This is a genomic window from Streptomyces chisholmiae, assembly GCF_031845445.1.
GTDB classification, from domain to species: domain Bacteria; phylum Actinomycetota; class Actinomycetes; order Streptomycetales; family Streptomycetaceae; genus Streptomyces; species Streptomyces chisholmiae.
In genome coordinates, this window is sequence record NZ_JAVREO010000004.1 from 359,572 (window position 1) to 385,810 (window position 26,239).

Genomic DNA, 26,239 nt, shown 5'->3' on the forward strand with positions numbered 1-26,239 from the left:
GGCGGCCGACCTTCCGTCAGCCGAGCCGTAATCCCCCGGGTCGCCGCACCAGGCAGCACCACCCTCCCACCCGCCACCCCACCACGCACCACGCACCACGCACCACGCCCAAGAAAACCCACCACCCCACCGAGGAGTTCACTGATGGGCAGCAGAGCCGCCGCGCCCCGGCCGGCCAGACGCCGGGCCCTGATGGCCCGGGCCGCCGTCCTCTCCGCGTTCGCCGTGCTGGCGACCGCCGTCGCCCCCGCCGGCGCGCAGCCGGCCCAGGCCGCGGCCGACCGCCAACCCGGCCCGCCGGTACGGCAGATGGAGCGCCTCGACCGGGCGCCCGTCGCGGTGCCGACCGAGGACGGCGTGCTGGTCGGCTGGCGCATGCTGGGCCTCGACCCCAAGGGGGTCGCGTTCCACGTCTACCGGGACGGCGAGCGCATCACCGACAGGCCGCTGCGCGAGGCGACCAGCCTGGTGGACCCGGACGGCACCGCCGACTCGGTCTACCAGGTGGTGACGCTCGGGCAGGGCAACCGGGACCGCACCGAGGAGTTCGGGGTGTGGGCCGACGGCTACCGGGACATCCCGGTCAACCGCCCGGCGGGCGGGGTGACCCCGACCGGCGAGGAGTACACCTACCACCTCAACGACGCCTCGATCGGCGACCTGGACGGGGACGGCCGGTACGAGATCGTCCAGAAGTGGGACCCGAGCAACGCGCAGGACAACTCCCGTTCCGGCTACACCGGCAACGTCTACCTGGACGCCTACACGCTGGACGGCGAGCAGCTGTGGCGGGTCGATCTCGGCCCCAACATCCGGGCCGGCGCCCACTACACCCAGTTCCAGGTGTACGACCTGGACGGGGACGGCCGCTCCGAGGTGGTGCTGAAGACGGCCGACGGCACGGTGGACGGCGCGGGCGAGGTGATCGGCGACCCGACGGCCGACCACCGCAACGCGTCCGGCTACGTGCTGGAGGGGCCCGAGTTCCTGACCGTGCTGGACGGGGAGACCGGCGCGGCGGTGGACACCGTCGACTACGAGCCGCCGCGCGGCGACATCTGCGACTGGGGTGACTGCTACGGCAACCGGGGCGACCGGTACCTGGCCGGGGTGGCCTACCTGGACGGCCGCACCCCCTCGGTGCTCTTCGCCCGTGGCTACTACACCCGCTCCACGGTCGCCGCCTACGACTTCGACGGCGAGCGGCTGACCCGGCGCTGGTTCTTCGACTCGAACGAGGCCGGCGCCGAGTACGAGGGCCAGGGCAACCACAACCTGGCGGTCGGCGACGTGGACGGCGACGGCCGGGACGAGCTGGTCTACGGCTCGATGACCATCGACGACGACGGCACCCCGCTGTACAACACCGGGCTGGGCCACGGCGACGCGGCGCACCTGGGCGACCTGGACCCGGACCGGCCGGGCCTCGAACTGTTCTCGGTGCACGAGAGCATGAGCGCCTCGGGCAACCTGGGCGGCACCCTGCGGGACGCGGGCACCGGCGAGGTCATCTACGGCATGCCGGCCACCCGGGACATCGGCCGCGGCGCCGCCGGCGACATCGACCCGCGGCACCGTGGCGCTGAGGCGTGGGCGGTGACCGTGGACGGCACCTGGAACTCCCGGGAGGGCGAACTCCGGGCGGTGGACGGGGAGCTGATCGGCACCTCCATCCCGTCGGCGAACTTCATGATCTGGTGGGACGGCGACCCGCTGCGGGAGATCCTGGACCACACCTTCGACGAGGCGGTGGACGAGGCCGGCGCCCCGTTCATCGCCAAGTGGGACTGGGAGGCCGGCGAGCAGCGCGTCGTCTTCGAGCCGGAGGGGACGTACAGCAACAACTGGACCAAGGGCACCCCGGTGCTCCAGGCCGACCTGTACGGCGACTGGCGTGAGGAGGTCGTGCTGCGCACCCAGGACGAGAGCGCGCTGCGGGTCTTCACCACCAGCGAGCCGACCGAGCTGCGGCTGCGGACGCTGATGCACGACCCGCAGTACCGGCTCGCGGTCGCCTGGCAGAACACGGCGTACAACCAGCCGCCGCACCCCGGCTTCTACCTCGGGGACGGCATGACCGAGCCGCCCGCGCCGCGGATCAGCTACCCGCGCCGCTAGCGCACGCCCCCGGCTCGCGCCCCGACGCACACCACGGGGCGCGAGCCGGCGGGCGGAACGGGGTCTTCCGGCGGGTCTGGAATGCCCGGTAGGCGAGCACCGGCAGCGGGTAGGATCACCCGCCGCAAGCGCTTTCTACCTGGAGTTGATCCCCTGTGGCCTCGCCGGAAGCCCCCCTCGAACACCGATATCGGGGCGAACACCCGGTCCGTACCCTCCTCTGGCTCCTCAGACCCGACCGCGGCAAGATCGTCCTGGCGTTCGTGGTCTTCACCATCAAGCACAGCCCGATCTGGCTGCTGCCGCTGACCACCGCCGCCATCGTCGACACCGTCGTCGAGCACCTCCCGATCAGCAACCTGTGGTCCAGCGCGGGCGTCGTGATGTTCGTGCTGCTGATCAACTTCCCGCTGCACCTGCTCTGGGTGCGGCTGATGTACGGCAGCATCCGCCGGATGGGGACCGGACTGCGGTCCGCGCTCTGCACCCGGATGCAGCAGCTGTCCATCGGCTACCACACCCGGGTCAGCGCGGGCGTGCTCCAGGCGAAGGTCGTCCGGGACGTCGAGACCATCGAGCAGATGGTGCAGCAGACCACCGAGATGGGACTCGGTGCCAGCACCGTGCTGCTCGGCGGCCTGATCATCATCGGGCTGCGGGCCCCCGAGTTCCTGCCGATCTTCCTGGTGGTGGTGCCGTGCGCCGCCTTCCTGGTGATGCGGATGCGGGTCCGACTGCGCACCAGGAACGAGCACTTCCGCCGCGAGATAGAGCAGCTCTCCTCCCGGGTCACCGAGATGACCCGGCTGATCTCCGTCACCCGGGCGCACGGGCTGGAGAAGAAGGCCCTGGGCCGGATGGACCGCACGCTGCGCCAGGTGCTCGACTCCGCCCTCCGGCTCGACCTGCTCAACGGGCGGGTGGCGTCGGCCTCCTGGGTGTTCCTGAACATCATCGGGCTGTCCTTCCTCACCGGCGCCGCGCTGATCGCCTACTACGAGGTGTGGGACGTCTCCCCGGGCGACGTGGTCATGCTCAGCGCGTTCCTGACCACCCTGACCAACTCGACCACCACCCTGATGTCGCTGATCCCCGTCATCACCAAGGGGCTTGAGTCCGTCCGCTCGGTCGGCGAGGTGCTCCAGGCCCCCGCCCTGGAGGAGAACCAGGGCAAGGCCGAGGTGACCCGGGTGCGGGGTGCCTTCGACTTCCAGGAGGTGTCCTTCGGCTACGAGGAGGAACCGGACCGGCCCGCCGTCCGCCGGGTCTCCCTCACGGTCACGCCCGGCGAGACGATCGCCCTGGTCGGCGCCTCGGGGGCCGGCAAGTCCACCATGCTGAACCTGCTGATCGGCTTCGTCCGGCCGACCGAGGGCCGACTCCTGCTGGACGGCACCGACATGAGCGGGCTCGACCTGCGGACCTACCGCCGCTTCGTGTCGGTGGTCCCGCAGGAGTCCATCCTCTTCGAGGGCACCATCCGGGAGAACGTCGCCTACGGCATGGAGGACGTGGACGACGCCGCCGTGCGGGACGCGCTCACCGCCGCCAACGCCCTGGAGTTCGTCGAGCGGCTGCCGGACGGGCTGGACGCGGTCGTCGGCGAGCACGGGGCGCGGCTGTCCGGCGGGCAGCGGCAGCGGCTGGCCATCGCCAGGGCCCTGATCCGCGACCCCAGGGTGCTGATCCTGGACGAGGCGACCTCGGCGCTCGACACCCGCTCCGAGGCACTCGTCCAAGAGGCCCTGGCGCGGCTGGTCGAGGGGCGCACCACCTTCGTGGTGGCGCACCGGCTGTCCACCATCCGGGGCGCCGACCGGATCGTCGTCATGGAGCAGGGGGAGATCGTGGAGATCGGCACCCACGAGGAACTGCTGGCCCAGGACGGGGTCTACGCCGCGCTCCAGGCGGGCCAGCTCAGGTGAGCGCGGGCCCGGCCCGCGTCCCGGCGGGCCGGGCCGGCGACCACCCGGTCAGCCGGTGCGGGCGCGGCGCTGCCTGGCCGCCTCGTAGAGCACCACACTGGCCGCGTTGGCGGCGTTGAGCGAGCTGGCCGAGCCGCCCATCGGGATCGACACCAGCACGTCGCACCGCTCCCGCCAGGCCGCGCTCAGCCCCCGGGTCTCGTTGCCGACCAGCAGCAGCACGGGGCCGGTCAGGTCGCAGGCGTCCACCGGGACGGTGCCGGTCTCGTCGGTGCCGACCACCGTGACCTGGCCGGTGGGTGGGGCCGCGGCGGCCAGCCAGGAGAGCACCTCCCGGTGTCCGGGGGCGCGCACCACCGGCAGCGCGAAGAGCGAACCGGTGCTGGCCCGCACCGACTTGGGGTCGTAGGCGTCGGCCGCGTGTCCGGTCACCACCATCCCGGAGGCGCCGAAGGCGTCCGCCGAGCGGATCACGCTGCCGATGTTGCCGGGGCTGGTCGGGCGGTCGAAGACCACCCCGAGGAAGTCCGGGCCCACCGGCACCCGGTCCAGGTCGTCCGGCGGCAGCTCGGCCACGGCCACCAGCTCCGGCGGGCCCGCGTCCTTCTCGCCCAGCTCGGCGAGGAGTTCGGGGGCCATCGCCACCCGCTCGGCCGGCACCTCGGCGAGCAGCTCGGCGGCCCAGCCGCTCAACCCGCGCTCCGCGTCGTACAGCAGCGTCCTGACCGGCCAACCGCGTTCCACCGCGACGGAGATGGGGCGGACGCCCTGCACCAGGAACTCGCCGGCGCGCTGCCGCTTGGTCCGGTTGGTCAGCTGCGCCTGCCACTGTTGGAAGCGCGCGTTCCTCGTCGTGATGCGCCGCGCCGCAGCCACCTGACTCCCACCTCACCCGATCCGACCCGCCTGCCGCTGGGAGGCTACACGCTGGCCCGGGTCCCCGCCGCCCGCTTCCGGACGTTCCGGGGGCGGCCGCCGGCACGCGCCGGCGCCCGCTCGCTCACAGGTGGCGCGGGGCCTCCAGGAGCAGGTCGTCGGCCTTCCCCTCCAGGTTGGCGAAATCGGCCTCGATCGTCGCCGTCATGCTCCGGAACTCGTCCTCGCCGAGCGGGTTGGCGTGGGCGAACCGCAGCCGCGCCCACATCCAGGTGATGGTCTGGGTCACCTCGCGCGCGGGGACCGAGACGCTGTCCGGCCCCTCCAGGCGGACGCCGATCTCCAGACCCCGCAGGCGTGCCACCCCCTGCTCGGCCTCGCGCAAGCCGGCGGCGACGCTCCGCGCGTCCGCCTCGTCCCTGGCGCCGTAGAACATGAGGTCGCGTACCTTCTGCAACTGGGCCCTGGCTTCGGCCAGCTCGGTGAGGAAGGCGCGGTAGACCTCCCGGCGGGCGGCCTTCTTCTGCGTCTTCCTGGCGTAGCGGACGGTCAGGAGCGACCCGCCCCCGGTGGCCAGGGCGCCGACCGCGGCCCCCAGCACGGCGGCCCATCCCTGGTCCATCGGGCCCGCCCTCCGCGTCGTGGGGGGACCAGTATCCCGCCCCGGCGCGCGCCCCGCGAGGGCGCGAACGAGCCGACCACCGGGCCGGCCCGGTGGCGCCCGGAGACCCCGGCCGTCGTCGGCCGGCTCGCCCCGAGCGCCCTCGCCCACCGCGACCGGCCGGGGTCAGGGCCGGCCGGGTCCGGTCAGGACTGGTAGCCCTCGACCTCGCGGGCGGGACGGGTGACGGCGGTGTCCGGGTTGGCGCCGAACTCGTCCCTGGCGCGCCGCTGCCGCAGCAGGTCCCAGCACTGGTCGAGCCGGACCTCCAGGTCGGCCAGCCGGACCCGCTCGTCGTCGGCGAGGCCGCGGCCGGTGGCGCGGTCGCGGAGCGTCCGTTCCTCGGCCACCAGGTCGTCGACGCGGGCGAGAATGTCCTTGTCGTCCATGGGATCAGCGTAGGACGGCCCACCGGGGTCGGCCATCCGAGCCGCCCGGCCCCCGGGCGGGGGGCTCAGGGCAGCGCGGCGAAGAGGTCGTCCACGAAGGCGTTGCGGAAGCGGCCCGCCGGGTCGAGCGACTCGGCCAGCCGCCGGAACTCCGCCAGCCTCGGGTAGCAGCCGGCCACCGTGGCCGGGGCGGCCGCGGTCACCTTCCCCCAGTGCGGACGGGCGCCCAGCGGAAGCAGCCGGTCCTCCACCGCGCCGAGCACCGGCAGCACCCTCGCCAGGTCCTTCACCCAGGTGAAGTGCAGCGCCACCGAGTCCCGGCCGGCGGCCGGGCTGAGCCAGAGGTCGTCGGCGGCCACCGTGCGGATCTCGGCGACCTGGAGCACCCCGGCGAACTCCGCCGCCATCGCCCGCAGCAGCGTCACCGCCTCGCCCGCCGCCGCCCGGGGCAGGAACAGCTCGGACTGCAACTCCTCGCCCCGGCTCGGCGTGAACTCCGGCCGGAAGTGCGGCAGTCGCTCGTGCCAGGGGCCAGGCACCCCGCCCTGCTCGGTGCAGAAGGTGGCCGGCATCCCCGGGATCGGGTGCCAGGGGCCGGCCGCCAGCGCCCCGCCCAGCCACCGTTCGCCGGGGTGCTCGGCCGGCTCCCGGTCGAGCCGGCGCTTGAGCCAGACGGTGGCCGTGTCGCTGTGCCAGTCGGTGAAGACGCTGACGCTGTAGGCGCCGGCGGAGATCTCCGGGTGGCGCGCCGCCACCGTCGCCAACGGCACGCCGGGGTAGACCCACTGGGCCACCTCGAAGGCCGGCTCCAGCTCCAGGGTGAGCGCCGTGACCACGCCCAGCGCGCCGAGGTGCACCACGGCGCCGGGGAAGCGTTCCGGGTCGGCCGCGCGGCTCAGGGTGAACGACTCCCCGTCGCCGCCGACGAACTCCAGCGCGGTCACCGCCGCGGCCAGCGAGCGCTGGGCGTTGCCCGAGCCGTGGGTGCCGGTGGCCACCGAACCGGCGACCGAGATGTGCGGCAGCGAGGCGAGGTTGGCCAGGGCGAAGCCCGCCGCGTGCAACTCGGCGGCCAGTTCGGCGTAGCGCAGCCCGCCACTGAGCGTCACCTGCCGGCGCTCGGCGTCGATCTCCACCCGGCGGGGCAGCCCGTCCACCCGCAGCAGGTCCCCCGTGGTGTCGGCGACGCGGTTGAACGAGTGCCCGCTGCCCAGCACATGGGCGCGCTCGGCGCCGGCGACGACGCGGCGCAGCTCGTCGAGCGAGGTCGGCCGGTGAAGCCGCGCGGCGCCGAAGGTGATGTTTCCCGCCCAGTTGCGTGCCCGGGCCCCGGTGGTCTGCATGGGGCGACGGTAATACGAAACCGGCCACCGCGAGGAGGGGGGTCAGGAGGGCGTTCTGTCGGGCGTCCCGTGCCCGTCTCGCCTGGCGGGCGCGGCATTGACGGTCCCCGGCGGCCGTGTTTGCATCGGCTCCATGCCCGGAGTCCGGACCCTGACCCGCCGCCGCTGCGTGGACCTGCTCCGCGTGGCCGCCGCGATGTGTCCGGTCCGCCGCTGACCCCGTCGCCCCGCCGGGCCGCGGCTCGACCGTAGGGGCAACCTCCGCCATTCCGGCTCGGGTTGACCCGCCGGCCGGGTCCGCCGTCCGCCGCGTGCCCGTCTTTTTGGGCGCGCGGTGCCCGCTGTGCGCCCCCCACCTCGCCCCCTGCCCGGCGCGTTCGGCTTCGTCGCGCGCCCCGCTTTCGTTCCGTGTCGACCGCGTCCCGTGTCGACCGCGTCCCGTGTCGACCTCGTCCCGTGTCTGAGGAGCTGAGAGATGGCTGTCGTCCTGTCCCTGTCCGGAAGCCCGTCGCCCACCTCGCGCACCGCCCGGCTGCTGCGGCACCTCGACGACCGCCTGCGGGCGCACGGGCACGAGGTGGTGCCGCTGGACGCGCGCCGGCTGCCGGCCGAGGCGCTGCTGGGCGCCGACCCGCACCACCCGGACATCGTGGAGGTCGCCGAACTCGTGCGGGCCGCTGACGGGCTGGTCGTCGGCACCCCGATCTACAAGGCGGCCTACTCCGGCCTGCTCAAGGCGCTGCTCGACCTGCTGCCGCAGTACGCGCTGGCCGGCAAGACGGTGCTGCCGCTGGCCACCGGTGGCAGCACCGCGCATGTGCTGGCCGTCGACTACGCGTTGCGGCCGGTGCTGGCCTCGATGGGGCCGCGCCACATCACCCAGGGCTGGTTCGTGCTGGACCGCGACATCCAGGTGGGCGCGGACGGCGCGGTGACGCTGCCGGCGGGCACGGCCGGGCCGTTGGAGCTGGTCGTGGACGGGTTCGCGCGCGAGCTGGCCGGCCGCGCCGGGGCGGAGCCGGCCGCCCGCCCGCACCCCAGGGCCGCGGCCTGACCGTGGGCGTCCCGCCGGGGCCGGCGGCTCAGCCGGACCGGCCCCAGGCCTCGGCCAGCAGCCGGTAGGAGCGCAGCCGGTCGGCGTGCTCGTGGGTCACGGTGGTGACCAGCAACTCGTCCGCGCCCGTGACCTCCACCAGCCGCCGCAGGCCGGCCACCACCTGGTCCGGGTCGCCCACGAACTGGGTGTCCAACCGGTCGGCGACCAGGGCGCGTTCCTCGTCGGTCCAGCTGAGGGCGTCCGCCTCCGCCGGGGTGGGGAAGGGGATGGCGCCCCGGCCGGTGCGGATGGCCCGCACCCAGGGCGCGTAGCCGGCGGCCAATCGCCGGGCGGTCGCCGCCTCATCGGCGATCACCACGTCGGCCGAGACCTGGAGGTACGGCCTCGGCCGGGCCTCGGTCGGCACGAAGGCGGCCCGGTAGGCGGCCACCGTCTCCAGGATGGTGCCGGGGCTGACGTGGTAGTTGGCGGTGAACGGCAGGCCGCGTGCGCCCGCCACCCGGGCGCTCTCGCCGCCGCTGCTGCCCAGCACCCACAGCTGGAGCGCGGCGCCCTCGCCCGGCACCACGTGCACCGGGTGGCCGTCCGGCGTCCGGAAGGTGCCGGCCAGCAACGCCCGGATCTCGTCGACCTGTTCGGCGTAGTCCCGCGGGGTGGCGTCCGGCGGGCGCAGCAGCTCCTGCTGCGCCACGAACCTGGGCAGCGAGAGCAGCCGCCCCGGGGCGAACGGCGGCGGGATCAGCAGCCCGCCCACCACCCGTGACCTGGCCGGCGGTGCCGGCTCTGGCCCCGCCGGGGCCGGTTGACCAGGTTGACTCAGCTGACTGGGTTGACCGGCCTGGTCGGCGGGCCGGGCCCGGGCCGGGCGGTGTCCCGCGCGCCCCAGGCCCAGGTCTATCCGGCCGGGCGCGATGGCGTCCAGGGTGCCGAACTGCTCCACCACCGAGACCGCCGTCGGATACCCCAACTGGACCGCGCCCGAGCCCACTCTCAGCCGGCTGGTGGCCCCGGCGACCAGGCCGATCACCAGCGCCGGCTGCGAGCTGGCCACCCCGGCCGCCAGGTGGTGCTCGGCCAGCCAGTAGCGGTGGTAGCCCCACTCCTCGACGTGCCGGGCCAGATCGACGGTGTTGCGCAGGGCGGTGGCGGCGTCGCCGCCGGAGCTGACCGGGACCAGGTCGAGCACGGACAACGGCACGGACTCCGTGGACATGGGGCTCCTCTCGGTGGGCGGTGCTGGGGCGAGGGCGCGCGGGTGGGTCGGGGAGGGGCCAGGGTGGGCGGCACCGCCGGGGGTTCGGTCCCGGTCCGGCCGCACCGGCCGGGCCGCCGGAGCCGGGAACTCCGCGGGGCCGCCGAGCGGTTCCCGGTCCCGGTCCCGGTCCCGGTCCCGGTCAGGGCACGGCGCCGGTCAGGGCACGGGGCCGGCCGGGCGCGGGCGGTCGCCGGCCGTCGGTCGGCCGGCGGAGGGAAGGGGGGGCGCGGCGGCGGGGCGTGCACCGGCGGGCAGCGGTCAGGCGCCGGGCCGGGCGCGGCGGATCAGCGACAGATGGCGGAGCTCACGCGCATCAGATCGACGGCACGGCGCTCGGTGAGCTGCTCGGAGGTCCGCATGCCGGGGAACGTAGCGAACGTTCGCGGGCCTGGTCAAGACGCCCACCCGGGGCCCCGGTGCCCCCGCCCCCTGGGCCGGCGCCGGGCCGCCGGCCATCCCCGGATGTGTAGCCCAACTGGCTCCGGTTGAAGGGGAGTTGCTTGTACGTTGCGGCGTGCGAACGGGGGATGAACTCGCCCCGCCGGCGGCCGGGTGAGGGCCTCGGGGGCGGTCCGGACGGCCCGGGTCCCGGCCCGGGCCCGGGTGGCGTCTGCTGCGAAAGGCCCATTATCGTCCTGATGTTCCGTTGCATCTCCGGGAGGCCGTGACCATGCCCGAACCACTGGGCGTTCAGCTCTACACCGTGCGCGACGCGCTCGCCGCCGACCGCGCCCACGCGCTCCGCCGGATCGCCGACATCGGCTACACCGCCGTCGAACCGTACGACCCCACCGACGACCCGAAGGGCTTCCGCCGCCTGGTGGACGACCTCGGGTTCACCGTGCCGGCCATCCACGCCATGGCGTTGCTGGACGCGGCCGAGCCGGGGCCGATCCTGGACGCGATCAACACCGTCGGCACCGAACTGGCGATCCTGCCCGCCGGCATCGCGCCGGAGGAGTTCACCACGCTGGACGGCGTCTCCCGGATCGCCGACCGGCTCAACGCGGTCGCCGCCACCGCCGCCGGTCACGGCGTTCGGCTCGGCTACCACAACCACTGGTGGGAGCTGGAGCCGGTGATCGACGGCCGGCACGCGCTGGAGCACCTGGTGGACCGTCTCGACCCGGCCGTCTTCCTGGAGCTGGACACCTACTGGGCCGCGGTGGGCGGCGCCGACGTGCCGCGGCTGCTCACCGCCCTCGGTGACCGGGTCCTCGCCCTGCACGTCAAGGACGGGCCGGTGACCAAGGAGGACGCCCACCTGGCTGTCGGGGCCGGCCGGATGCCGGTGCGCGAGATCCTCGCCGCCGCGCCCGACGCCCACCGCATCGTCGAACTGGACACCTGCGACACCGACTTCTTCGCCGCCCTCGCCGCCAGCCACGCCCACCTCAGCACCCTGGAACCGGCCTGACCCGACGCGTCGGGCGTCCGACGCCGGACGCCCGACGCCGGCCGGCGGCCTCGGCCCCTGCCGTCCCTTACCGGCCGTTTTCGGTGGTTTTCGGCCATTCGGGCCCGGGCCAGGCGCCGCACCGATGAGTCCCGCGCGCCCGGCGGGTCTCCCCGTCACACACCGATCCGGTACGGCGGCGAGGAGCCCGACCATGCAGAAGATCATCACGCACCTGTGGTTCGACAACCAGGCGGAGGAGGCCGCCGCCTTCTACACCTCGGTCTTCGACGACTCCCGGGTGCTGGAGGTCCAGCGCTACAGCGCCGTCGGCCCGGGTGAGGCCGGCTCGGTGATGACCGTGGAGTTCGAGCTGAACGGCCAGCGGTTCATCGCGCTCAACGGCGGCCCCGGGTTCCCCTTCACGGAGGCGATCTCGCTCTATGTGGACTGCGTCGACCAGGCGGAGGTCGACCGCTACTGGGCGCTGCTGACCGCCGACGGGGGCCAGGAGGTCCAGTGCGGCTGGCTGAAGGACCGGTTCGGCCTGTCCTGGCAGGTCGTGCCGAGGGAGCTGATCGAGCTGACCGCCGACCCGGACCGGGAGAAGGCCGCGCGGGTCACCCAGGCCATGCTCGGCATGGTGAAGATCGACGTCGAGGCGCTGCGCGCGGCCGCCGCCGGCTGAGCCGCCTCGCCCCCGCCGGGGTGGCGGGGGCCGCACGTCACTCCGCGCTGTTGCCGGCCCGCGCGAACTCGCCGTGCAGCATGCCGGTGGCCTGCCCCAGCTCGATCAGGTACCCGTCCGGATCGCGCAGGTAGCAGCGGATCTCGGCCCCCCGGTCGATCGGCTCGGTGAGGAACTCGGCCCCCCGGGACCGCCACTCGGCGTAGGTCGCCCAGATGTCGGCGACCCGGAGGTTGAGGAAGGCGGAGACCGTGTCGGGCCGCTCTGCCGGGGGGACCAGCGTCACCCCGGGCTTGTCGGGGGTCGGGCCGCCCCCCGGGTTCATGATCAACCAGCTGTTGGCCAGCCGCACGGTGCAGGGGTTCTCCGCCAGGACGACCTCCCCGCCGAGCACCTCCCGGTAGAAGCGGCGGGCGCGGGCGACATCCCGCACGGTGAGGAAGTGGGCCACCAGCAGGCCCTGTTCGGTGGTGGGGGCGGGAAAGGAGTGGTCTGGCACGAGGGGGTCCCGTCTCGGTGGGGCGGCGTGCGGCTCCTCCTCATCATCAGTCAGCCGACGCCCCGTCACTCCGCAGCGACACTCCCGGCCGGCGTGCCCGGCGTGCCCGGCGTGCCCCGTCCCGGCCCGGCCCCGGTGGCGTGGCGCTCCGCCGCGCCACCGGGGCCGCCCGGTCGATGCCGGATCAGCTGAGGGGTGTGCGGTCCAACCGGGCCGTCTGCAGCGCCAGCTCGGCCTGCCGCAGCGTCTCGGCGGTCAGCTCGCTCTCCGCCCCGCAGAGGGCCTCGTCGAGATAGCGGACCACCGCCCGGTCCCCCGGATGCGGGTTGAGATACCCGTCCGCGGAGAGCGTCTGATAGTGCGACATGTTGTAGCCGATGGCGGCCTGCCGCTCGCCGTCCAGGCTGGAGAAGGCGAGGGTGCTCGCGCCCCAGGCGATGCCGTCGTGGCCCCAGAAGGTGTCGCAGGAGAGGGCTATCGGGTACAGGCCGAGCCCGTAGGCGCCCGTCACCTGGCCGTTCTGCCCCCGGATGGGGACCGTCTCCAGCATCTCGGCGAGCTGCTCCGCGGGCAGCAACTCGCCGCCGAAGAGCGCCTCCTGGAAGCGGTTGAGATCGGGCATCGTGGAGACCAACGCCCCCGCCGTGCCCGCCCAGGACATGTTGTACTCGGTGAAGTCGTCCGGCGGGTCCTGGGTGCCGTGCAGCGGTTGGTAGAGCCGGGCGTGCGGGGTGGGCAGCTCGGGGGAGTCCGGGAAGAAGGTGTCGGTCAGGCCGGCCGGCGCTATCACCCGCTCCGTGACGTACTCCTCGGCCGGCTGCCCCGTCACCTGCTCCACCAGCAGCCCGGCGAGGATGTAGTTGGTGTTGGAGTAGGAGTACCGCTGGCCCGGCTCGCCGGTGCGGGGGGCGGCCAGGCCCAGCTCGACCAGCTCCGCCGGGGCCAGCTCGCGGAAGCGGTGCTCCTCCAGGCTGGCCGGCGAGAGGGTCGCCAGGGACGGGAAGGCGGACGCGATGTAGTCGCCGATGCCGGTGGTGTGGTTCAGCAGCATCCGCACCGTCACCGCCTCGGCCAGCTCCGCGGGGAGCGTCCCCGCGGGCAGGTGGTCGGCGGCCAGCGCGTCCAACTCCAGGGCGCCATCGGCGACCTGCTGGAGGACGGCGACCGAGACGAAGGTCTTGGTGAGGCTGGCGATCCGGTGGTAGGAGTCGGCCTCGGCGGGCGAGCCGTCGGTGAGGTCGGCGACGCCGGCGGCACCCTGCCAGCGCTCCTCGCCGACCCGCGCGGCGCCGTAGGCGCCGGGCAGTCCGCTGGCTGGTATCTCGGCAAGCGCCGCGTCCAGCGCGGCGTTGGTGGTGCTCACGGGCGTGTCCGGCGCCGACTGGGCGACGGCGGCGGGCACGGTCAGGGCGCTCAGGCAGAGCGCGGCGGAGGCGGCGCCTGTCGTCAGGGCTCGCTTCGAACGTCGGGAGGAGGCCGTCACGCCTGCTCCTCTCTGTGGTCGCTTGCGGTCGAGCGACTCCATTCTCGGTGGTCGAGCCGCCGAAGTCGTCCTGCCCAGGAGGTATTTCCGCAGCCTTTCCCGACAACCCGGAGCTGACAACCCGAGTTGTACCGGCTGACCGACCCCGACCAACTGCCGCCAGTTCCCCGCCTGTTCGGCGCCGCCCACCGGTCGGCCGCCGGACCGCGGGTCGCGGGCGCGGTCCTGGGCCGCCGGCGAACCGCGCCGGTACGGCGGTGCCCGGCCGGAACGGCCGGACACCGCCAGCGGGGCACCGCGCGGTCTGCCCCGGAGCCGTGGTTCCCCCTGCCGGGCGCGCCGGTCGCCCGGCGGCGGGTGCCGCCCGGGGCGCCCGGCCAGCGGGAACGGGGCCGGCCGCCCCCCTCCGGGCCGTCGGCCACGAACCGTGTGGACGTGGACGCGGAGGGTGACGGGGTGCCGTCCGGAGGCGTGGGCCGGCGGTCGGTGGGGTACTCGCCGGCCCTGACTGTGTCGGTGCCTTGGAGGTGGGAGCATGAGCCGGACCCGTGTGGTGATCGTCGGCGCGGGGTTCGCCGGTTACCGGGCCGCCCGGATTCTGAATCGGACCGCACGGCGGCAGGTCGAGGTGGTGCTGCTCAATCCCACCGACTACTTTCTCTACCTGCCGCTGCTGCCGCAGGTGGCGGCCGGCATCCTGGAGCCGCGCCGGGTGAGCGTCTCGTTGCGGGCCACCCTGCCGGACAGCCGGCTGGTGCTGGGCGAGGCGACCCGGGTGGACCTGGCCAGCCGCACCGTGCACTACTGCGACCCCGAGGACCGGCCGGGGGAGCTGCGCTACGACCAGCTGATCCTCGCGGTGGGCAGCGTCAACCGGCTGCTGCCGATCCCGGGCGTCGCCGAGCACGCGCACGGCTTCCGCGGCCTGCCCGAGGCGCTCTACCTGCGCGACCACGTGGTGCGGCAGCTGGAGCTGGCCGCCGCCGAGCCCGATCCCGAGGTGCGGCAGGCGCGGGCCACCTTCGTGGTGGTGGGCGCCGGCTACACCGGTACCGAGGTGGCGGCGCAGGGCGCGATGCTCGCGGACGCGGTGATGCGCGGGGAGCGCGCGGGCGAGTGGGTCAAGCCCCGCTGGCTGCTGCTGGACATCGCCGACCGGGTGCTCCCGGAGCTGGACGAGGGGCTCAGTCGCACCGCCGACCGGGTGCTGCGCCGGCGGGGCGTGGACGTGCGTACCGGGATGTCGGTCAAGGAGGCCACCGCCGACGGGGTGCTGCTGGACGACGGCGAGTTCGTGCCCTCCAGGACGCTGGCCTGGTGCGTCGGGGTGCGCCCCGACCCGCTGGTCGCCGATCTCGGCCTGGACACCGAACGGGGGCGGCTGGTGGTGGACCGCTACCTCAACGTGCCAGGACACCCCGAGGTGTTCGCCGCCGGCGACGCCGCGGCGGTGCCCGACCCGACCAGGCCGGGCCAGTTCACCCCGATGACCGCGCAACACGCCTGGCGGCAGGGGAAGATCGCGGCCCGCAACGTCTCCGCCCAGCTGGGCATGACGGAACGGCGTCCCTACGAGCACCACGAGCTGGGCTTCGCGGTGGACCTCGGCGGGGTGCAGGGCGCCGCCAACCCGCTGGGCACCTCGCTCTCCGGGCCGCTGGCCGGCGCGGTGACCCGGGGCTACCACCTGATGTCGATGCCGGGCAACCGGGTGCGGGTCGGCGCCGACTGGCTGCTGGAGGCGGTGCTGCCCCGGCAGGCGGTGCAGCTGGGCATGGTCCGCTCCGGGTCGGTGCCGCTGGACACCGCGTCGCCCGAGTTGGCCCGGGTCTTCCGGGAGGACCGCCCGGCGCGCTGACCGGCCCCGCGCGCCGCCCGTTCCCCCCACCCACCGACACCCGCACCCACCGACACCCGCACTCGACGCCCCGGACCCGGCTCGGGTCCGGGGCGTCGGCGGTTCGTGCCGGGCCGGCCCCCCGGGCGTGGTTCGGCCGCCGGCTCAGGCGACGGTGCGGTCGGTGTCCCGCTCCCAGACCCGGTGCAGGGCGATCGCGTCGGCGAAGGAGGCCAGCACGGTGTCCGGATCGACGCCGGTCACCACCCCCAGGCTGTCCACCGCCGGCTCGCCCTCGTCGGCCAACCGGATGCCGGGCAGGCCGAGTTCGCGGAGCAGGCCGACGCCGGAGCCGAGCGCAGCGATCGCCTTGCCGTGCTTGAACGCCTGCGCGACGTAGTGCGACGCCAGCCCGTCGCGGCTGAGCTCCAGGGTGCTGGCGGCGCCGCCCGGGACGCAGACCGCGTCGTAGAGCACCGAGGACATGGTGGCCAGCGCGCGGTCCACCCGGACCGTGCCGCCCTCCTCGGACGCGACCTCGCCGTCGTGCGCGGCCAGCACCTCGGGCACCGCGCCGCCGCCGATCAGGGCCTCCCGCACGGCGGTCACGTCCGCCCCCGACACGCCGCCGGCGACCAGCAGCGCGATCTTCCGGGTGGCGATGCTGCCGGGTTGGCCGGTGGCCATGCTGAGCGCGGGGGAGGTGCGCCCGGCGTTCTCCACGGCCGGCTCGGCGGGCGGCGTGACCCCGATGCCGACCGCCACCGCGACCGCCAGCTCGTGGTCGACGAGGTTCAGCTGTTCGACGGTGCGGGCCCGCACCGCCGGGGCGTCCACCTTGCCGAGCTCGAACCGGTAGGCGGCCACGATGTGCGCCTTCTCCCAGGGCGCCATGCTGTTCCAGAACAGCTGCGGCTGGCTGTGGTGGTCGTCGAAACTCGGGCTGCGGCGGCGGATCTTGTCGCCGTCCACCCGCACCTGGTGGTGCCGGAAGGCCCCGGCGTCCCAGCCGGCCACCGCCGGGCAGCCGCCGCCCAGGCTGTTGGGGGAGTAGGCGGTCTGCCCGGGGTGCACGCGGTGTTGGCCGTAGCCGTCCCGGTGGTGGTTGCGGACGGTGGCCAGCGGGCGGTTCACCGGCAGCTGCTGGAAGTTGGGACCGCCCAGCCGGATCAGCTGGGTGTCGAGGTAGGAGAAGTTGCGGCCCTGGAGCAACGGGTCGTTGGTGAAGTCGATGCCCGGCACCACGTGCGCGGTGTGGAAGGCGACCTGCTCGGTCTCGGCGAAGAAGTTGTCCGGGTTGCGGTCCAGCGTCATCCGGCCGATCGGCCGCAGCGGCACGACCTCCTCCGGGATGATCTTGGTGGGGTCGAGCAGGTCGAAGTCGAAGGCGAACTCGTCCTCCTCCGGGACCAGTTGGACGGCCAGCTCGTACTCGGGGAAGTCGCCCCGGTCGATGGACTCCCACAGGTCACGGCGGTTGAAGTCCGGGTCGGCGCCGGCGATCTGCTGGCACTCGTCCCAGACCAGGGAGTGGGTGCCGAGCAGCGGACGCCAGTGGAACTTCACGAAGGTGCCACGGCCGGCCGCGTTGACGAAGCGGAAGGTGTGCACCCCGAAGCCCTGCATCATCCGGTAGCTGCGCGGCAGCGCCCGGTCGGACATCAGCCACATCACGGTGTGCAGGGTCTCCGGCTGGAGCGAGACGAAGTCCCAGAAGGTGTCGTGCGCGGAGGCGGCCTGCGGCATCTCGTGGTGTGGCTCCGGCTTCACCGCGTGCACGAAGTCCGGGAACTTGATCGCGTCCTGCACGAAGAAGACCGGGAAGTTGTTGCCGACCAGGTCGTAGTTGCCCTCCCGGGTGTAGAACTTGGTCGCGAAGCCCCGGACGTCGCGCACCGTGTCGGCCGAGCCGCGGGAGCCGGCGACCGTGGAGAACCGCACGAAGACCGGGGTCTCCCGCGCCGGGTCCTGGAGGAAGTCCGCCCGGGTGTACTCGGCCAGCGACGCGTACGGCCGGAAGTGGCCGTAGGCCCCGGCCCCGCGCGCGTGCACCACCCGCTCCGGGATCCGCTCGTGGTCGAAGTGGGTGATCTTCTCCCGGAAGTGGAAGTCCTCCAGCAGGGTGGGGCCGCGCTCGCCGGCGTGCAGCGCGTTGTCCGTGTCATCGACCCTGGTACCGAAGTCGGTGGTCAGCGCCCCGTCCTCGTTCCGGTCCCGGAGCGGGTCCAACTGCCGTTGCTTGTCCAGTTGTTCCTCGTCGGCCATCGGCTCTCCTCGCGGTCGGGGCGCGGGCGGACGGGCCCTCCGGCCGGGCCCGGGTCGCGCGTGCGCGCCGGGTCCCCGGCGCCGACCGGGGCAAACGCCGGCGTTCCGGTGACGCCGCGGGGCCGTTCCGGTGAACGGTGGCCCCCGGGGCGGGGCGTGGGACGGAGGGCTCAGCCGGTCAGCGCCCGGCCGGTCAGCGCCGCCACCGCGGCCAGCAGCTCCTCGTCCCCGATGGCGTCCAGGCTCGGCGCGCTCCGGTCGCCCAGCCGCAGGTGCGGCACCCGGTACGGCAGCAGCCGGTCCGCGCCCAGGCACGGCGGCAGCAGGCAGACGATCGGGGTGCGCACCGCCGCCGCCAGGTGGGCCGGCCCGGTGGCCCCGGCGACCAGCGCGGTGGCGCCGGCCAACACGCCGGCCAGCTGCGGCAGTTCGGTCAGTCCGCCCAGGTCGAGCGCGTGCCGGCCGGCCACCCGCCTGGTCAGCGCCCGCTCGTCGTCGCCGCCGGTCACCACCACCCGGTGGCCCGCCTCGGCCAGCGCGGCCACCGCCCGCTCGGCCCGCCCCGGGGTCCAGGACCGGTCGGCGGTCCGACCGCCCGGATGGACCACCAGATAGGGTCCTGGGCCGGTCAGCTCGTCCGCCGGCGGATGGTCAAGCACCGCGAGCGCCCCCTCGTCGCCCGGCGGCGGGGGGAAACCGGCCGCCGCCGCCAGGTCGAGCGCCGCCTCCGCCTCGTGCCGCCGCTCCGCCCGGCGGTGCCGCAGCTGGAGCAGCGCCCCCGGCCGGTGCTCGCAGTCGGCCGCCACCCACGGCACGCCGGAGAGCCTGAGCAGCAGGGCGGCCGGCAGTGGGCTCTGCCCGTGCGAGGCGAACACCAGCGCCCGGTCGAAGCGGCGCGCCGCCAGCCGCGCCACCAGCTCGTTCACGGTGGAGCGGCGGACCGCCGGCGGGGAGATGGAGACCCAGGGCGCGTCGTAGACCAGCACCTCGTCGACCCCCGGCAGCAGCCGCCCGGCGGCGGCCCCCCGCGGGCCGCACAGCAGCGTGGTGGTGGCCGAGCCGGCGGCCACCGAGCGCAGGGCGGGACCGGCCAGCAGCACGTCCCCGGCGCCGTCGAGACGCACCACCAGGGTGCGGGGAGAACCGGACATGTCCGACGAGTTGCCCGATCGCGTGCGGGCAAACGGCCGCCGCTCGGGCCGCGCGCGGGCGGTGGCCGGACCACGGCCGGCGGCCGGCGCCCCCTCGTCCAGGGGGCGCCGGCGCGGCGGTCTGTCGGCCCGTGGCCGGCCTATCCGGGCAGTTCGACCGGCTGGCGTTCGCCGCGCCGGCGCTCCGCCGGCGCCGGCCGCTCGGTGCCGGCGGGCGGTCCGCCCGACTCGCCGCCCTCGATCTCCGCGCGGACCCGTTCGCAGGCGCGGTTCAGCAGCCGGGAGACGTGCATCTGCGAGATGCCGAGCTGTTCGGCGATCCGGCTCTGCGTCATCCCGTGGAAGTACCGCAGGTAGAGGATGTGCCGCTCCCGCTCCGGCAGCGAGGCCAGCGGATGCCGGACCGCCTCCCGGTCCACCACCCGGTCGAACCCGGGCTCCACCGTGCCGAGGGTGTCCAGCAGCGAGTAGTCGCCGTCCGCGCCCGGCAGTTCGGCGTTCAACGACAGCGTGCTGTAGCTGTCCAGCGCCTCCAGGCCGGTGCGCACCTCGTCCTCGGTCAGCCCGCTGTGCTCGGCCAGCTGCGCCACACTGGGCCCCCGGTCGTCCAGCCGGAAACTCAGCTGCCGCGCGGAGGCGCGCACCCGGTTCCGCAGCTCCTGGGTCCGCCGGGGCACGTGCAGGCCCCACATGTGGTCCCGGAAGTGCCGCTTGACCTCGCCCACGATGGTGGGCACGGCGTAGCTCTCGAACGGCCGACCCCGGTCCGGGTCGTACCGGTGCACCGCCTTGACCAGGCCGAGCGCCGCCACCTGCTCCAGATCCTCCAGTGCCTCGCCCCGGTCCCTGAAGGTGCGGGCCAGGCGGTCGGCCATCGGGATCCAGGCGCAGATGACATCCTTGTACAGCGCCTCGCGTTCCGGACAGTTCGGCAGCTCCGCGATACGCCGGAACTGCCGGCTGGTATCCGGGGCGTCGTCGTGCGGATGGCGTTTCTTACGGGGACGTACTGGCGTATTCATTCCTGCTCTCCCAGGTGAGGGTGGGCGTGCGATTCCGCGCTGAACTCGCCACGGGAAGAGACCGCTGCCCCCAGTCTGCACGCCAACCCGGCGGGTCACATCTCGAAGTCGGACGATGGCCGCCACGCCGGCCCTGGCACTGCGGGGCGGCGCGGGACATCGGGCTCGGGAAGCCCGAAAAGGGCGCGGGCACGCGTTATCCGGGCGGCCCGCTGGTTACCCGCGCTCCAGCGGAGTGCTCAGATCCCTCGGATCGGAGCTCCTACCCGGAACTGGCGCGCGAAACACGGATTCGAGCGCCGTCGGAAAACGGGTCCGAAACACACGTCAGTACATCTTCGAAAAGGAGCCCACCGTGACCTATGGCACCTTCATGGCTACCGTGCGCGAACGCGGGGAGTACGCCGCCGACGAGGCGGAGCGGCTGGTCCAGGCCGTGATCGCCACCCTCGGCGAGCGGCTGCCCGAGCCGTCCGCCGAGCACCTCGCCGACCAGCTGCCGATCCCGTTGGCCGACCTCGTCGACCGCGCCGCCGGCCCGGCCCGCACCTGGGGCGTCTCGGAGTTCATCAACCAGGTCGCCGAGCACACCGAGCAGGACGAGGAGAGCGCCGAGGAGGACACCCGGGTGGTCTTCTCCGTCCTCGCCGACCAGATCTCGGGCGGCGAGATGAACAAGCTGATCAGCCAGCTGCCCTCCGGCTACGCCGACCTCTTCGGGCACGCCGAGCTGAGCTGAGCGCCGGCGACCGGAAGCCCGGCCCCCGCGCCGGGCTGATGGTCGGTGGGGCGGCGCCCACGGTCGGCCTAACCGGCCGCGCCACGGGGTCCAGCCAGTAGAACGGGTCCGCGACCGACGGAGCCCGGGAGGACACCATGGCGACGCTGGCACCACCGAGGCCCAGACCGCCCGCCGACCCGCCGGCGCGCCCCGCCGGCGGGGCGCTGGTCGGCTGGTTGACCACCACCGACCACAAGCGGGTCGGCGTGCTCTACCTGACCACGTCCTTCCTGTTCTTCCTGCTGGCGGGGGTGCTCGCGCTGCTGATGCGGGCCGAACTGGCCCGCCCCGGGCTCCAGTTGCTCACCGCCGAGCAGTACAACCAGGCGTTCACGCTGCACGGCACGGTGATGATGCTGCTCTTCGCCACGCCGCTCTTCGTCGGCTTCGGCAACGTGGTGGTGCCGCTGCAACTCGGCGCGCCCGACGTGGCGTTCCCCCGGATGAACGCGCTGTCCTACTGGCTGTTCCTGTTCGGCGGCCTGCTGGTGGTCGGCTCGCTGCTCACCCCCGAGGGGCCGGCCAGCTTCGGCTGGTTCGCCTACGCGCCGCTGAACAGCGCGGTCTACACCCCGGGGGTCGGCGCCGACCTGTGGGTGATGGGGCTGGCGCTGTCCGGCTTCGGCACCATCATGGGCGCGGTCAACTTCATCGCCACCATCATCTGCCTGCGTGCGCCCGGCATGACCATGTTCCGGCTGCCGATCTTCACCTGGAACGTGCTGCTGACCAGCGTGCTGGTGCTGCTGGCCTTCCCGGTGCTGGCGGCCACCCTGTTCGCGCTGGCCTCGGACCGGCGCTTCGGCAGCCACGTCTTCGACCCGGCCAACGGCGGGGCGCTGCTGTGGCAGCACCTCTTCTGGTTCTTCGGCCATCCCGAGGTGTACATCATCGCGCTGCCGTTCTTCGGTATCGTCTCGGAAATCATTCCGGTCTTCAGCCGGAAACCGATCTTCGGCTATCTGGGACTGGTCGGGGCGACCGTGGCCATCACCGGACTGTCGGCCGTGGTGTGGGCCCATCACATGTTCGTCACCGGAGCGGTGCTCCTGCCCTTCTTCTCTTTGCTTTCCTTTCTCATCGCGGTGCCGACAGGGGTGAAGTTCTTCAACTGGATCGGCACGATGATGAAGGGGTCGCTCTCTTTTGAAACGCCGATGCTCTGGTGTGTGGGATTTCTGGTGACGTTTCTCTTCGGCGGGTTGACCGGGGTCGTCCTGGCCTCCCCGCCGCTCGACTTCCAGGTGACCGACAGCTATTTCGTGGTCGGCCACTTCCACTACGTGGTCTTCGGGACCGTGGTCTTCGCGATGTTCGCCGGATTCCACTTCTGGTGGCCGAAGATGACGGGCCGGATGCTGGACGAGCGGCTGGGCCGCATCCACTTCTGGACGCTCTTCATCGGCTTCCACACCACGTTCCTGGTGCAGCACTGGCTGGGCGCCCAGGGCATGCCGCGCCGCTACGCGGACTACCTGGCCGCCGACGGCTTCACCGGGCTCAACACCCTCTCCACCGTCGGCGCCTTCCTGCTGGGCCTGTCCACCCTGCCGTTCCTCTACAACGTCTGGCGCACCCACCACACCGCGCCCCGGGTGACCGTGGACGACCCCTGGGGCTTCGGCCGCTCCCTGGAGTGGGCCACCTCCTGTCCGCCGCCCCGGCACAACTTCACCACCCTGCCCCGGGTGCGGTCCGAGTCGCCCGCCTTCGACCTGCACCACCCGGAGATCCTGCGCGAGGACCGGGCCAGGAACGCGGAGCGCACCGGCCTGGCCGAGCGGCTCGACCAGGCGGCGGCCGACTGACCGGCCGGCCGGCTGGTCTCAGGGGCGCCGCCAGTCGGTGGTCGGCAGCGCGGACGCGCCCACCGGGCCCATCCGCAGCATCCCGCCGTCCACCGGCCAGGAGGCGCCGGTCACGTAGCTGGCCCGGTCGCTGGCCAGGAAGGCGATCACCTCGGCCACCTCCCGGGCGTCGCCCGGCCGCCCCAGCGGGATGCCGGGCCGCTCCAGGCTGTGCACGTCCACGTCCCGGTAGCCGTTCATCGGGGTGGCGATCTCGCCGGGGGCCACCGCGTTCACCCGGATGCCGTGCTCGGCCAGCTCCAGCGCCATCACCGAGGAGAACAGCCCCAGGCCGCCCTTGGCGGCGCAGTAGGCGCCGGTGCCGACCCGCGGCTGGTGCTCGTGGACGCTGGTCACGTTGACGATGGCGCCCCCGTCGCCCTGCCGGATCATCCACCGCGCGGCGCGCTGCGCCAGCAGCGTCGGGCCGATCAGGTTGACGTCCAACACGCGGCGCAGGTCCGCGAGTTCGAGTTCGAGGAACGGGTAGGGGCCGGCGGTGCCGGCGTTGTTGACCAGGATGTCGAGGCGGCCGAGGCGCTCGGCCAGCCCGTCCAGCACGTCGGCCGCCCCGGGCAGCACGCCCAGGTCCAGCTCGGCCGTCTCGGCCCGCCGGCCGGCCGCGCGGACCAGTTCGGCGGTCCGCTCGGCGCCGGCCTCGTCCCCGTACCAGGCGATGCCGACGTCCACGCCCTGCCGGGCCAGCGCGACGGCGGTGGCCCGGCCGATGCCGGAGCCGGCGCCGGTCACCACGGCGACCGGCGTCCAGCCGGCCGCCTCCCCGGGCGTGGTCGGGTCGGTCGGCTCGGTCAGCTCGGTCGGGTCGGTCAGCTCGGTCGGGTCGGTCATCGGGTGTTCCCCCAGGTCCTTCGGGTGACTCGGTGCCGCGCTGGCGCGCGCCGCCGCGCGGACACCCCTACCCTCGCGCAGGGCCGTCCCAAGCGGCGCGCGGGGGGCACCTGGCGGCGTGCGCGCCCTGGTTTACGCCCCCCTGACCTGGATACTCGCGGGCCATGAGCGATCAGCTGCCCTCCCAGGCCGAAGGGGAGCGGGACCCGGATCTGCCGGACGGCGCCGACCCCGAGGACGAGCGGGAGCGGAGCGGCCACGACCATCCCCGGCAGACGCCCTCGCAGGCCGAGGGCGAGCGGATGGACGACCGGGACGACGAGTGAGCCGCCGGCCGGCGGCCACCCGGCCCGTCAGCCGACCTCCGGCGCGGCCGGTCCCACCAGCTCGGCCAGCACGTCCTCCATCGTGACGAAGCCCAGCAGCGCCCCCCGCTCGTTCACCACCGCCGCCAGATGGGTCTCGGCGGCGCGCATCGCGGTGAGCACGTCGTCCAGCCGGGCGTCCAGCCGCACCCGCACCACCGGGTGCAGGGCCCGCCGGGGGAACGGCCGGTCGTGTTGGGTGGCCGCCAACGCGTCCTTCACGTGCAGGAACCCCAGCACCGTGCCACCGGGGCCGGTCACCGGCAGCCGCGAGTAGCCGGAGGCCGCCGAGGCGCGCTCCAGCTGGCCCGGCGTGACCTGGTGGCCCACCGTCACCATCCGGCCGGTCGGCACCATGATCTCGGTGACCGTCCGGCTGCCCAACTCCAGCGCGTCCCGCAGCCGTTCGCTCTCCTCGGCGGCCAGCAGCCCGGCCCGGTTGGAGTCCGCGACCAGCTCCGCCAGCTCCAGCTCGGTGAAGACCGAGGCCACCTCGTCCCGCGGCTCCACCCGGATCAGCCGCAGCAGCACGTTGGCGAACGCGTTGATGCCGAAGATCACCGGCCGCAGCGCGCGGGTCAGCGCCACCAGCGCCGGCCCCAACAGCAGCGCGGTGCGCTCCGGCGCGGCCAGCGCGATGTTCTTCGGCACCATCTCGCCGAACAGCATGTGCGCGTAGGTCGCCACCGACAGGGCGATCGCGAACGAGATCGGGTGCACCAGCGAGTGCGGCACCCCGACCGCGTCGAAGACCGGCTCCAGCAGGTGCGCCATCGCCGGCTCCGCCACCGCGCCCAGCACCAGCGACATCGTGGTGATGCCCAGCTGGGCGGTGGCCATCATCGCCGACAGGTGCCGCAGCGCCCACAGCACGGTGGCCGCGCCCCGCTCACCCGCCTCGGCGCGCGGCTCGATCTGGTCCCTGCGGACCGAGATCAACGCGAACTCCGCGCCCACGAAGAACGCGTTGACCAGGATGGACAGCGCACCCAGCGTCAGTTGCAGCGCGATCATCCGGCACCTCCGGGGCCGGCCAGCGCCGCCGTGCCGCCGGGCTCGGCGTCCGGCGCGGTGATCGCCACCCGCTCCGCCCGGTGCCGGGCGGTCCGTAGCACCCGCAGCCGCCAGCCGGCCACCTCCACGGTGTCCCCCGGCTCCGGGATGCGGGCCAGCTCGGTGGCCAGCAGCCCGGCCACCGTCTCGTACGGGCCCTCCGGCACCGCCAGCCCGATCGCCGCCAGCTGGTCGAGCCGGGCGCCGCCGCCCGCCTCCCAGCGGCCGGGGCCGACCCGCGCCAGGTCCGGCGTCTCCGCCGGGTCGTGCTCGTCCCGCACCTCGCCGACCACCTCCTCGACGATGTCCTCCAGGGTGACCACCCCCGCCGTGCCGCCGTACTCGTCCACCACCACCCCCAGCGACCTCGTCCCGCGCAGCCGCTCCAGCAGCCGGTCCACCGGCAGGCTGTCCGGCACCAGCACCGGCTCCGTCAGCAGTTCGAGCACCGGCGTGCTGGCCCGCCGCGGGCCGGGCACCGCCAGCACGTCCTTGATGTGCACCGTGCCCACCACCTCGTCCAGGCCGCCCTCGTGCACCGGGAACCTGGACAGGCCGGTCTCCAGGGTCAGCGCCGCCGCGTCCGCCGCCGTCGCGCCCGCCGGCAGCGCCCGCACCGCGAACCGGGGCGTCATCACGTTCGCCGCGGTCAGCTCGGTCAGGTGCAGGGTGCGCACGAACAGCTCGGCCGAGTCCCGTGGCAGCACCCCCTCGGCGGCCGAGTGCCGGGCCAGCGCCACCAGCTCCTGCGGGGTCCTGGCCGAGGCCAGCTCCTCCGTCGGCTCCATGCCGAAGGCCCGCACCAGCCGGTTGGCCATCCCGTTGAGGTGCCGGATGAACGGTCCGAAGGTGGCCGTGAACAGCCGCTGCGGGGCCGCGATGGCGCGGGCCACCGGCACCGGCCGGGAGATCGCCCAGTTCTTCGGGACCAGCTCGCCGACCACCATCAGCACCACCGTGGAGAGCACCACGCCCAGCGCCACCGCCACCGACGAGGCCAGCGAGGGCGACAGGCCAAGACCGCCGAGCGGCCCGCGCAGCAGGGTGGCCACCGAAGGCTCCGCCAGCATCCCGATGACCAGCGAGGTCACCGTGATGCCCAGCTGCGCCCCGGACAGCTGGAAGGTCAGCTGACGCACCGCCTGGACCGCGCCGGCGGCGCCCTTCTGCCCCTGCCGGGCCGCCCGCTCCAGCTGGCCGCGCTCCACCGTGGTCAGCGAGAACTCGGCGGCCACGAACACCGCGCAGGCCAGCGTCAGGGCCAGCGCCACACACAACAGCAACACTTCCGTCACGCGGACATCCTCCCTTCGGTTCGTGCCACACCGTCGGATGTCGCGCGTTTGCCCGATTCGCGCCCGGGTACTCGGCGCCGCGCG

At 74.1% G+C, this 26,239-nt stretch carries 23 protein-coding genes; 9 read left to right on the top strand and 14 right to left on the bottom strand.

Features of this window, described 5'->3' with window-relative positions; genetic code table 11:
• Positions 1-144: 144 nt before the first annotated feature.
• Both RM844_RS09050 and RM844_RS09055 read left to right on the top strand, forming a co-directional pair.
• On the top strand, positions 145-2,118 hold the full coding sequence (locus RM844_RS09050; RefSeq protein WP_311666460.1) for a rhamnogalacturonan lyase: 1,974 nt from the start codon (positions 145-147) through the stop codon (positions 2,116-2,118).
• 155 nt (positions 2,119-2,273) lie between these two features.
• Positions 2,274-4,043: an ABC transporter ATP-binding protein gene (locus tag RM844_RS09055; protein ID WP_311666461.1), complete on the top strand. Its 1,770-nt coding sequence runs from the start codon at positions 2,274-2,276 to the stop codon at positions 4,041-4,043.
• A gap of 48 nt (positions 4,044-4,091) precedes the next feature.
• Here RM844_RS09055 and RM844_RS09060 read toward each other — a convergent pair whose 3' ends face one another.
• The 4 genes from RM844_RS09060 to RM844_RS09075 form a co-directional block, all read right to left on the bottom strand.
• Entirely contained in the window at positions 4,092-4,919 is an 828-nt protein-coding gene (locus RM844_RS09060; RefSeq protein ID WP_311666462.1) for a TrmH family RNA methyltransferase, read from the bottom strand.
• Between the two features lie 124 nt (positions 4,920-5,043).
• A complete protein-coding gene (locus tag RM844_RS09065; RefSeq protein WP_311666463.1) occupies positions 5,044-5,541 on the bottom strand; it encodes a hypothetical protein in 498 nt (165 codons plus the stop codon).
• A 185-nt stretch (positions 5,542-5,726) separates the two neighbouring features.
• Entirely contained in the window at positions 5,727-5,969 is a 243-nt protein-coding gene (locus RM844_RS09070; RefSeq protein ID WP_311666464.1) for a DUF2630 family protein, read from the bottom strand.
• A gap of 65 nt (positions 5,970-6,034) precedes the next feature.
• Entirely contained in the window at positions 6,035-7,312 is a 1,278-nt protein-coding gene (locus tag RM844_RS09075) for an FAD-binding protein (RefSeq protein WP_311666465.1), read from the bottom strand.
• A gap of 475 nt (positions 7,313-7,787) precedes the next feature.
• On the opposite strand from RM844_RS09075, the gene ssuE reads away from it, so the two are divergent.
• Entirely contained in the window at positions 7,788-8,366 is a 579-nt protein-coding gene (ssuE, locus tag RM844_RS09080; protein WP_311666466.1) for an NADPH-dependent FMN reductase, read from the top strand.
• A 28-nt stretch (positions 8,367-8,394) separates the two neighbouring features.
• Here ssuE and RM844_RS09085 read toward each other — a convergent pair whose 3' ends face one another.
• Positions 8,395-9,582: an LLM class flavin-dependent oxidoreductase gene (locus RM844_RS09085; RefSeq protein WP_311666467.1), complete on the bottom strand. Its 1,188-nt coding sequence runs from the start codon at positions 9,580-9,582 to the stop codon at positions 8,395-8,397.
• A gap of 326 nt (positions 9,583-9,908) precedes the next feature.
• Positions 9,909-9,983, bottom strand: coding sequence for a putative leader peptide (locus RM844_RS33505; RefSeq protein WP_394814470.1), 75 nt, complete (start codon positions 9,981-9,983; stop codon positions 9,909-9,911).
• Between the two features lie 311 nt (positions 9,984-10,294).
• On the opposite strand from RM844_RS33505, the gene RM844_RS09090 reads away from it, so the two are divergent.
• Both RM844_RS09090 and RM844_RS09095 read left to right on the top strand, forming a co-directional pair.
• On the top strand, positions 10,295-11,041 hold the full coding sequence (locus RM844_RS09090) for a sugar phosphate isomerase/epimerase family protein (protein WP_311666468.1): 747 nt from the start codon (positions 10,295-10,297) through the stop codon (positions 11,039-11,041).
• 193 nt (positions 11,042-11,234) lie between these two features.
• Complete coding sequence (locus tag RM844_RS09095) at positions 11,235-11,708, top strand: VOC family protein (RefSeq protein WP_311666469.1); 474 nt, start codon at positions 11,235-11,237, stop codon at positions 11,706-11,708.
• 37 nt (positions 11,709-11,745) lie between these two features.
• On the opposite strand, the gene RM844_RS09100 is transcribed toward RM844_RS09095, so the two are convergent.
• Positions 11,746-12,207, bottom strand: a complete 462-nt coding sequence (locus RM844_RS09100; RefSeq protein ID WP_311666470.1) for a VOC family protein — start codon at positions 12,205-12,207, stop codon at positions 11,746-11,748.
• Positions 12,208-12,391: 184 nt separating this feature from the next.
• On the bottom strand, positions 12,392-13,690 hold the full coding sequence (locus RM844_RS09105) for a serine hydrolase domain-containing protein (protein WP_311666471.1): 1,299 nt from the start codon (positions 13,688-13,690) through the stop codon (positions 12,392-12,394).
• A 535-nt stretch (positions 13,691-14,225) separates the two neighbouring features.
• Here RM844_RS09105 and RM844_RS09110 point away from each other — a divergent pair.
• Entirely contained in the window at positions 14,226-15,548 is a 1,323-nt protein-coding gene (locus RM844_RS09110; RefSeq protein ID WP_311666472.1) for an NAD(P)/FAD-dependent oxidoreductase, read from the top strand.
• Positions 15,549-15,692: 144 nt separating this feature from the next.
• On the opposite strand, the gene RM844_RS09115 is transcribed toward RM844_RS09110, so the two are convergent.
• The 3 genes from RM844_RS09115 to RM844_RS09125 form a co-directional block, all read right to left on the bottom strand.
• Positions 15,693-17,792, bottom strand: a complete 2,100-nt coding sequence (locus tag RM844_RS09115) for a catalase (RefSeq protein WP_311666473.1) — start codon at positions 17,790-17,792, stop codon at positions 15,693-15,695.
• A 170-nt stretch (positions 17,793-17,962) separates the two neighbouring features.
• Positions 17,963-18,943: a glycosyltransferase family 9 protein gene (locus tag RM844_RS09120; protein ID WP_311666474.1), complete on the bottom strand. Its 981-nt coding sequence runs from the start codon at positions 18,941-18,943 to the stop codon at positions 17,963-17,965.
• 140 nt (positions 18,944-19,083) lie between these two features.
• Positions 19,084-19,965 carry a SigB/SigF/SigG family RNA polymerase sigma factor gene (locus tag RM844_RS09125; RefSeq protein WP_311666475.1) on the bottom strand — a complete coding sequence of 294 codons (882 nt, stop codon included), beginning with the start codon at positions 19,963-19,965 and terminating at the stop codon, positions 19,084-19,086.
• A 355-nt stretch (positions 19,966-20,320) separates the two neighbouring features.
• Here RM844_RS09125 and RM844_RS09130 point away from each other — a divergent pair, with 355 nt between their 5' ends.
• The gene (locus tag RM844_RS09130) at positions 20,321-20,704 is read left to right on the top strand and encodes a DUF2267 domain-containing protein (protein ID WP_311666476.1); all 384 of its coding nucleotides are present in this window, start codon (positions 20,321-20,323) and stop codon (positions 20,702-20,704) included.
• Between the two features lie 137 nt (positions 20,705-20,841).
• The gene (gene ctaD / locus RM844_RS09135) at positions 20,842-22,554 is read left to right on the top strand and encodes an aa3-type cytochrome oxidase subunit I (RefSeq protein ID WP_311666477.1); all 1,713 of its coding nucleotides are present in this window, start codon (positions 20,842-20,844) and stop codon (positions 22,552-22,554) included.
• Positions 22,555-22,572: 18 nt separating this feature from the next.
• Here the strand turns inward: ctaD and RM844_RS09140 are convergent, their stop codons facing one another.
• Positions 22,573-23,442, bottom strand: a complete 870-nt coding sequence (locus tag RM844_RS09140; protein ID WP_311666478.1) for an SDR family oxidoreductase — start codon at positions 23,440-23,442, stop codon at positions 22,573-22,575.
• 164 nt (positions 23,443-23,606) lie between these two features.
• Between RM844_RS09140 and RM844_RS09145 the strand changes: the two genes are divergently transcribed.
• Positions 23,607-23,768 (top strand): hypothetical protein, encoded by a 162-nt coding sequence (locus RM844_RS09145; RefSeq protein WP_311666479.1) that lies wholly within the window; start codon positions 23,607-23,609, stop codon positions 23,766-23,768.
• 27 nt (positions 23,769-23,795) lie between these two features.
• On the opposite strand, the gene RM844_RS09150 is transcribed toward RM844_RS09145, so the two are convergent.
• Both RM844_RS09150 and RM844_RS09155 read right to left on the bottom strand, forming a co-directional pair.
• A complete protein-coding gene (locus RM844_RS09150) occupies positions 23,796-24,821 on the bottom strand; it encodes a hemolysin family protein (RefSeq protein ID WP_311666480.1) in 1,026 nt (341 codons plus the stop codon).
• Positions 24,818-26,155, bottom strand: coding sequence for a hemolysin family protein (locus RM844_RS09155; protein ID WP_311666481.1), 1,338 nt, complete (start codon positions 26,153-26,155; stop codon positions 24,818-24,820). The genes RM844_RS09150 and RM844_RS09155 overlap by 4 nt, the downstream gene beginning before the upstream one ends.
• Positions 26,156-26,239: the final 84 nt, after the last annotated feature.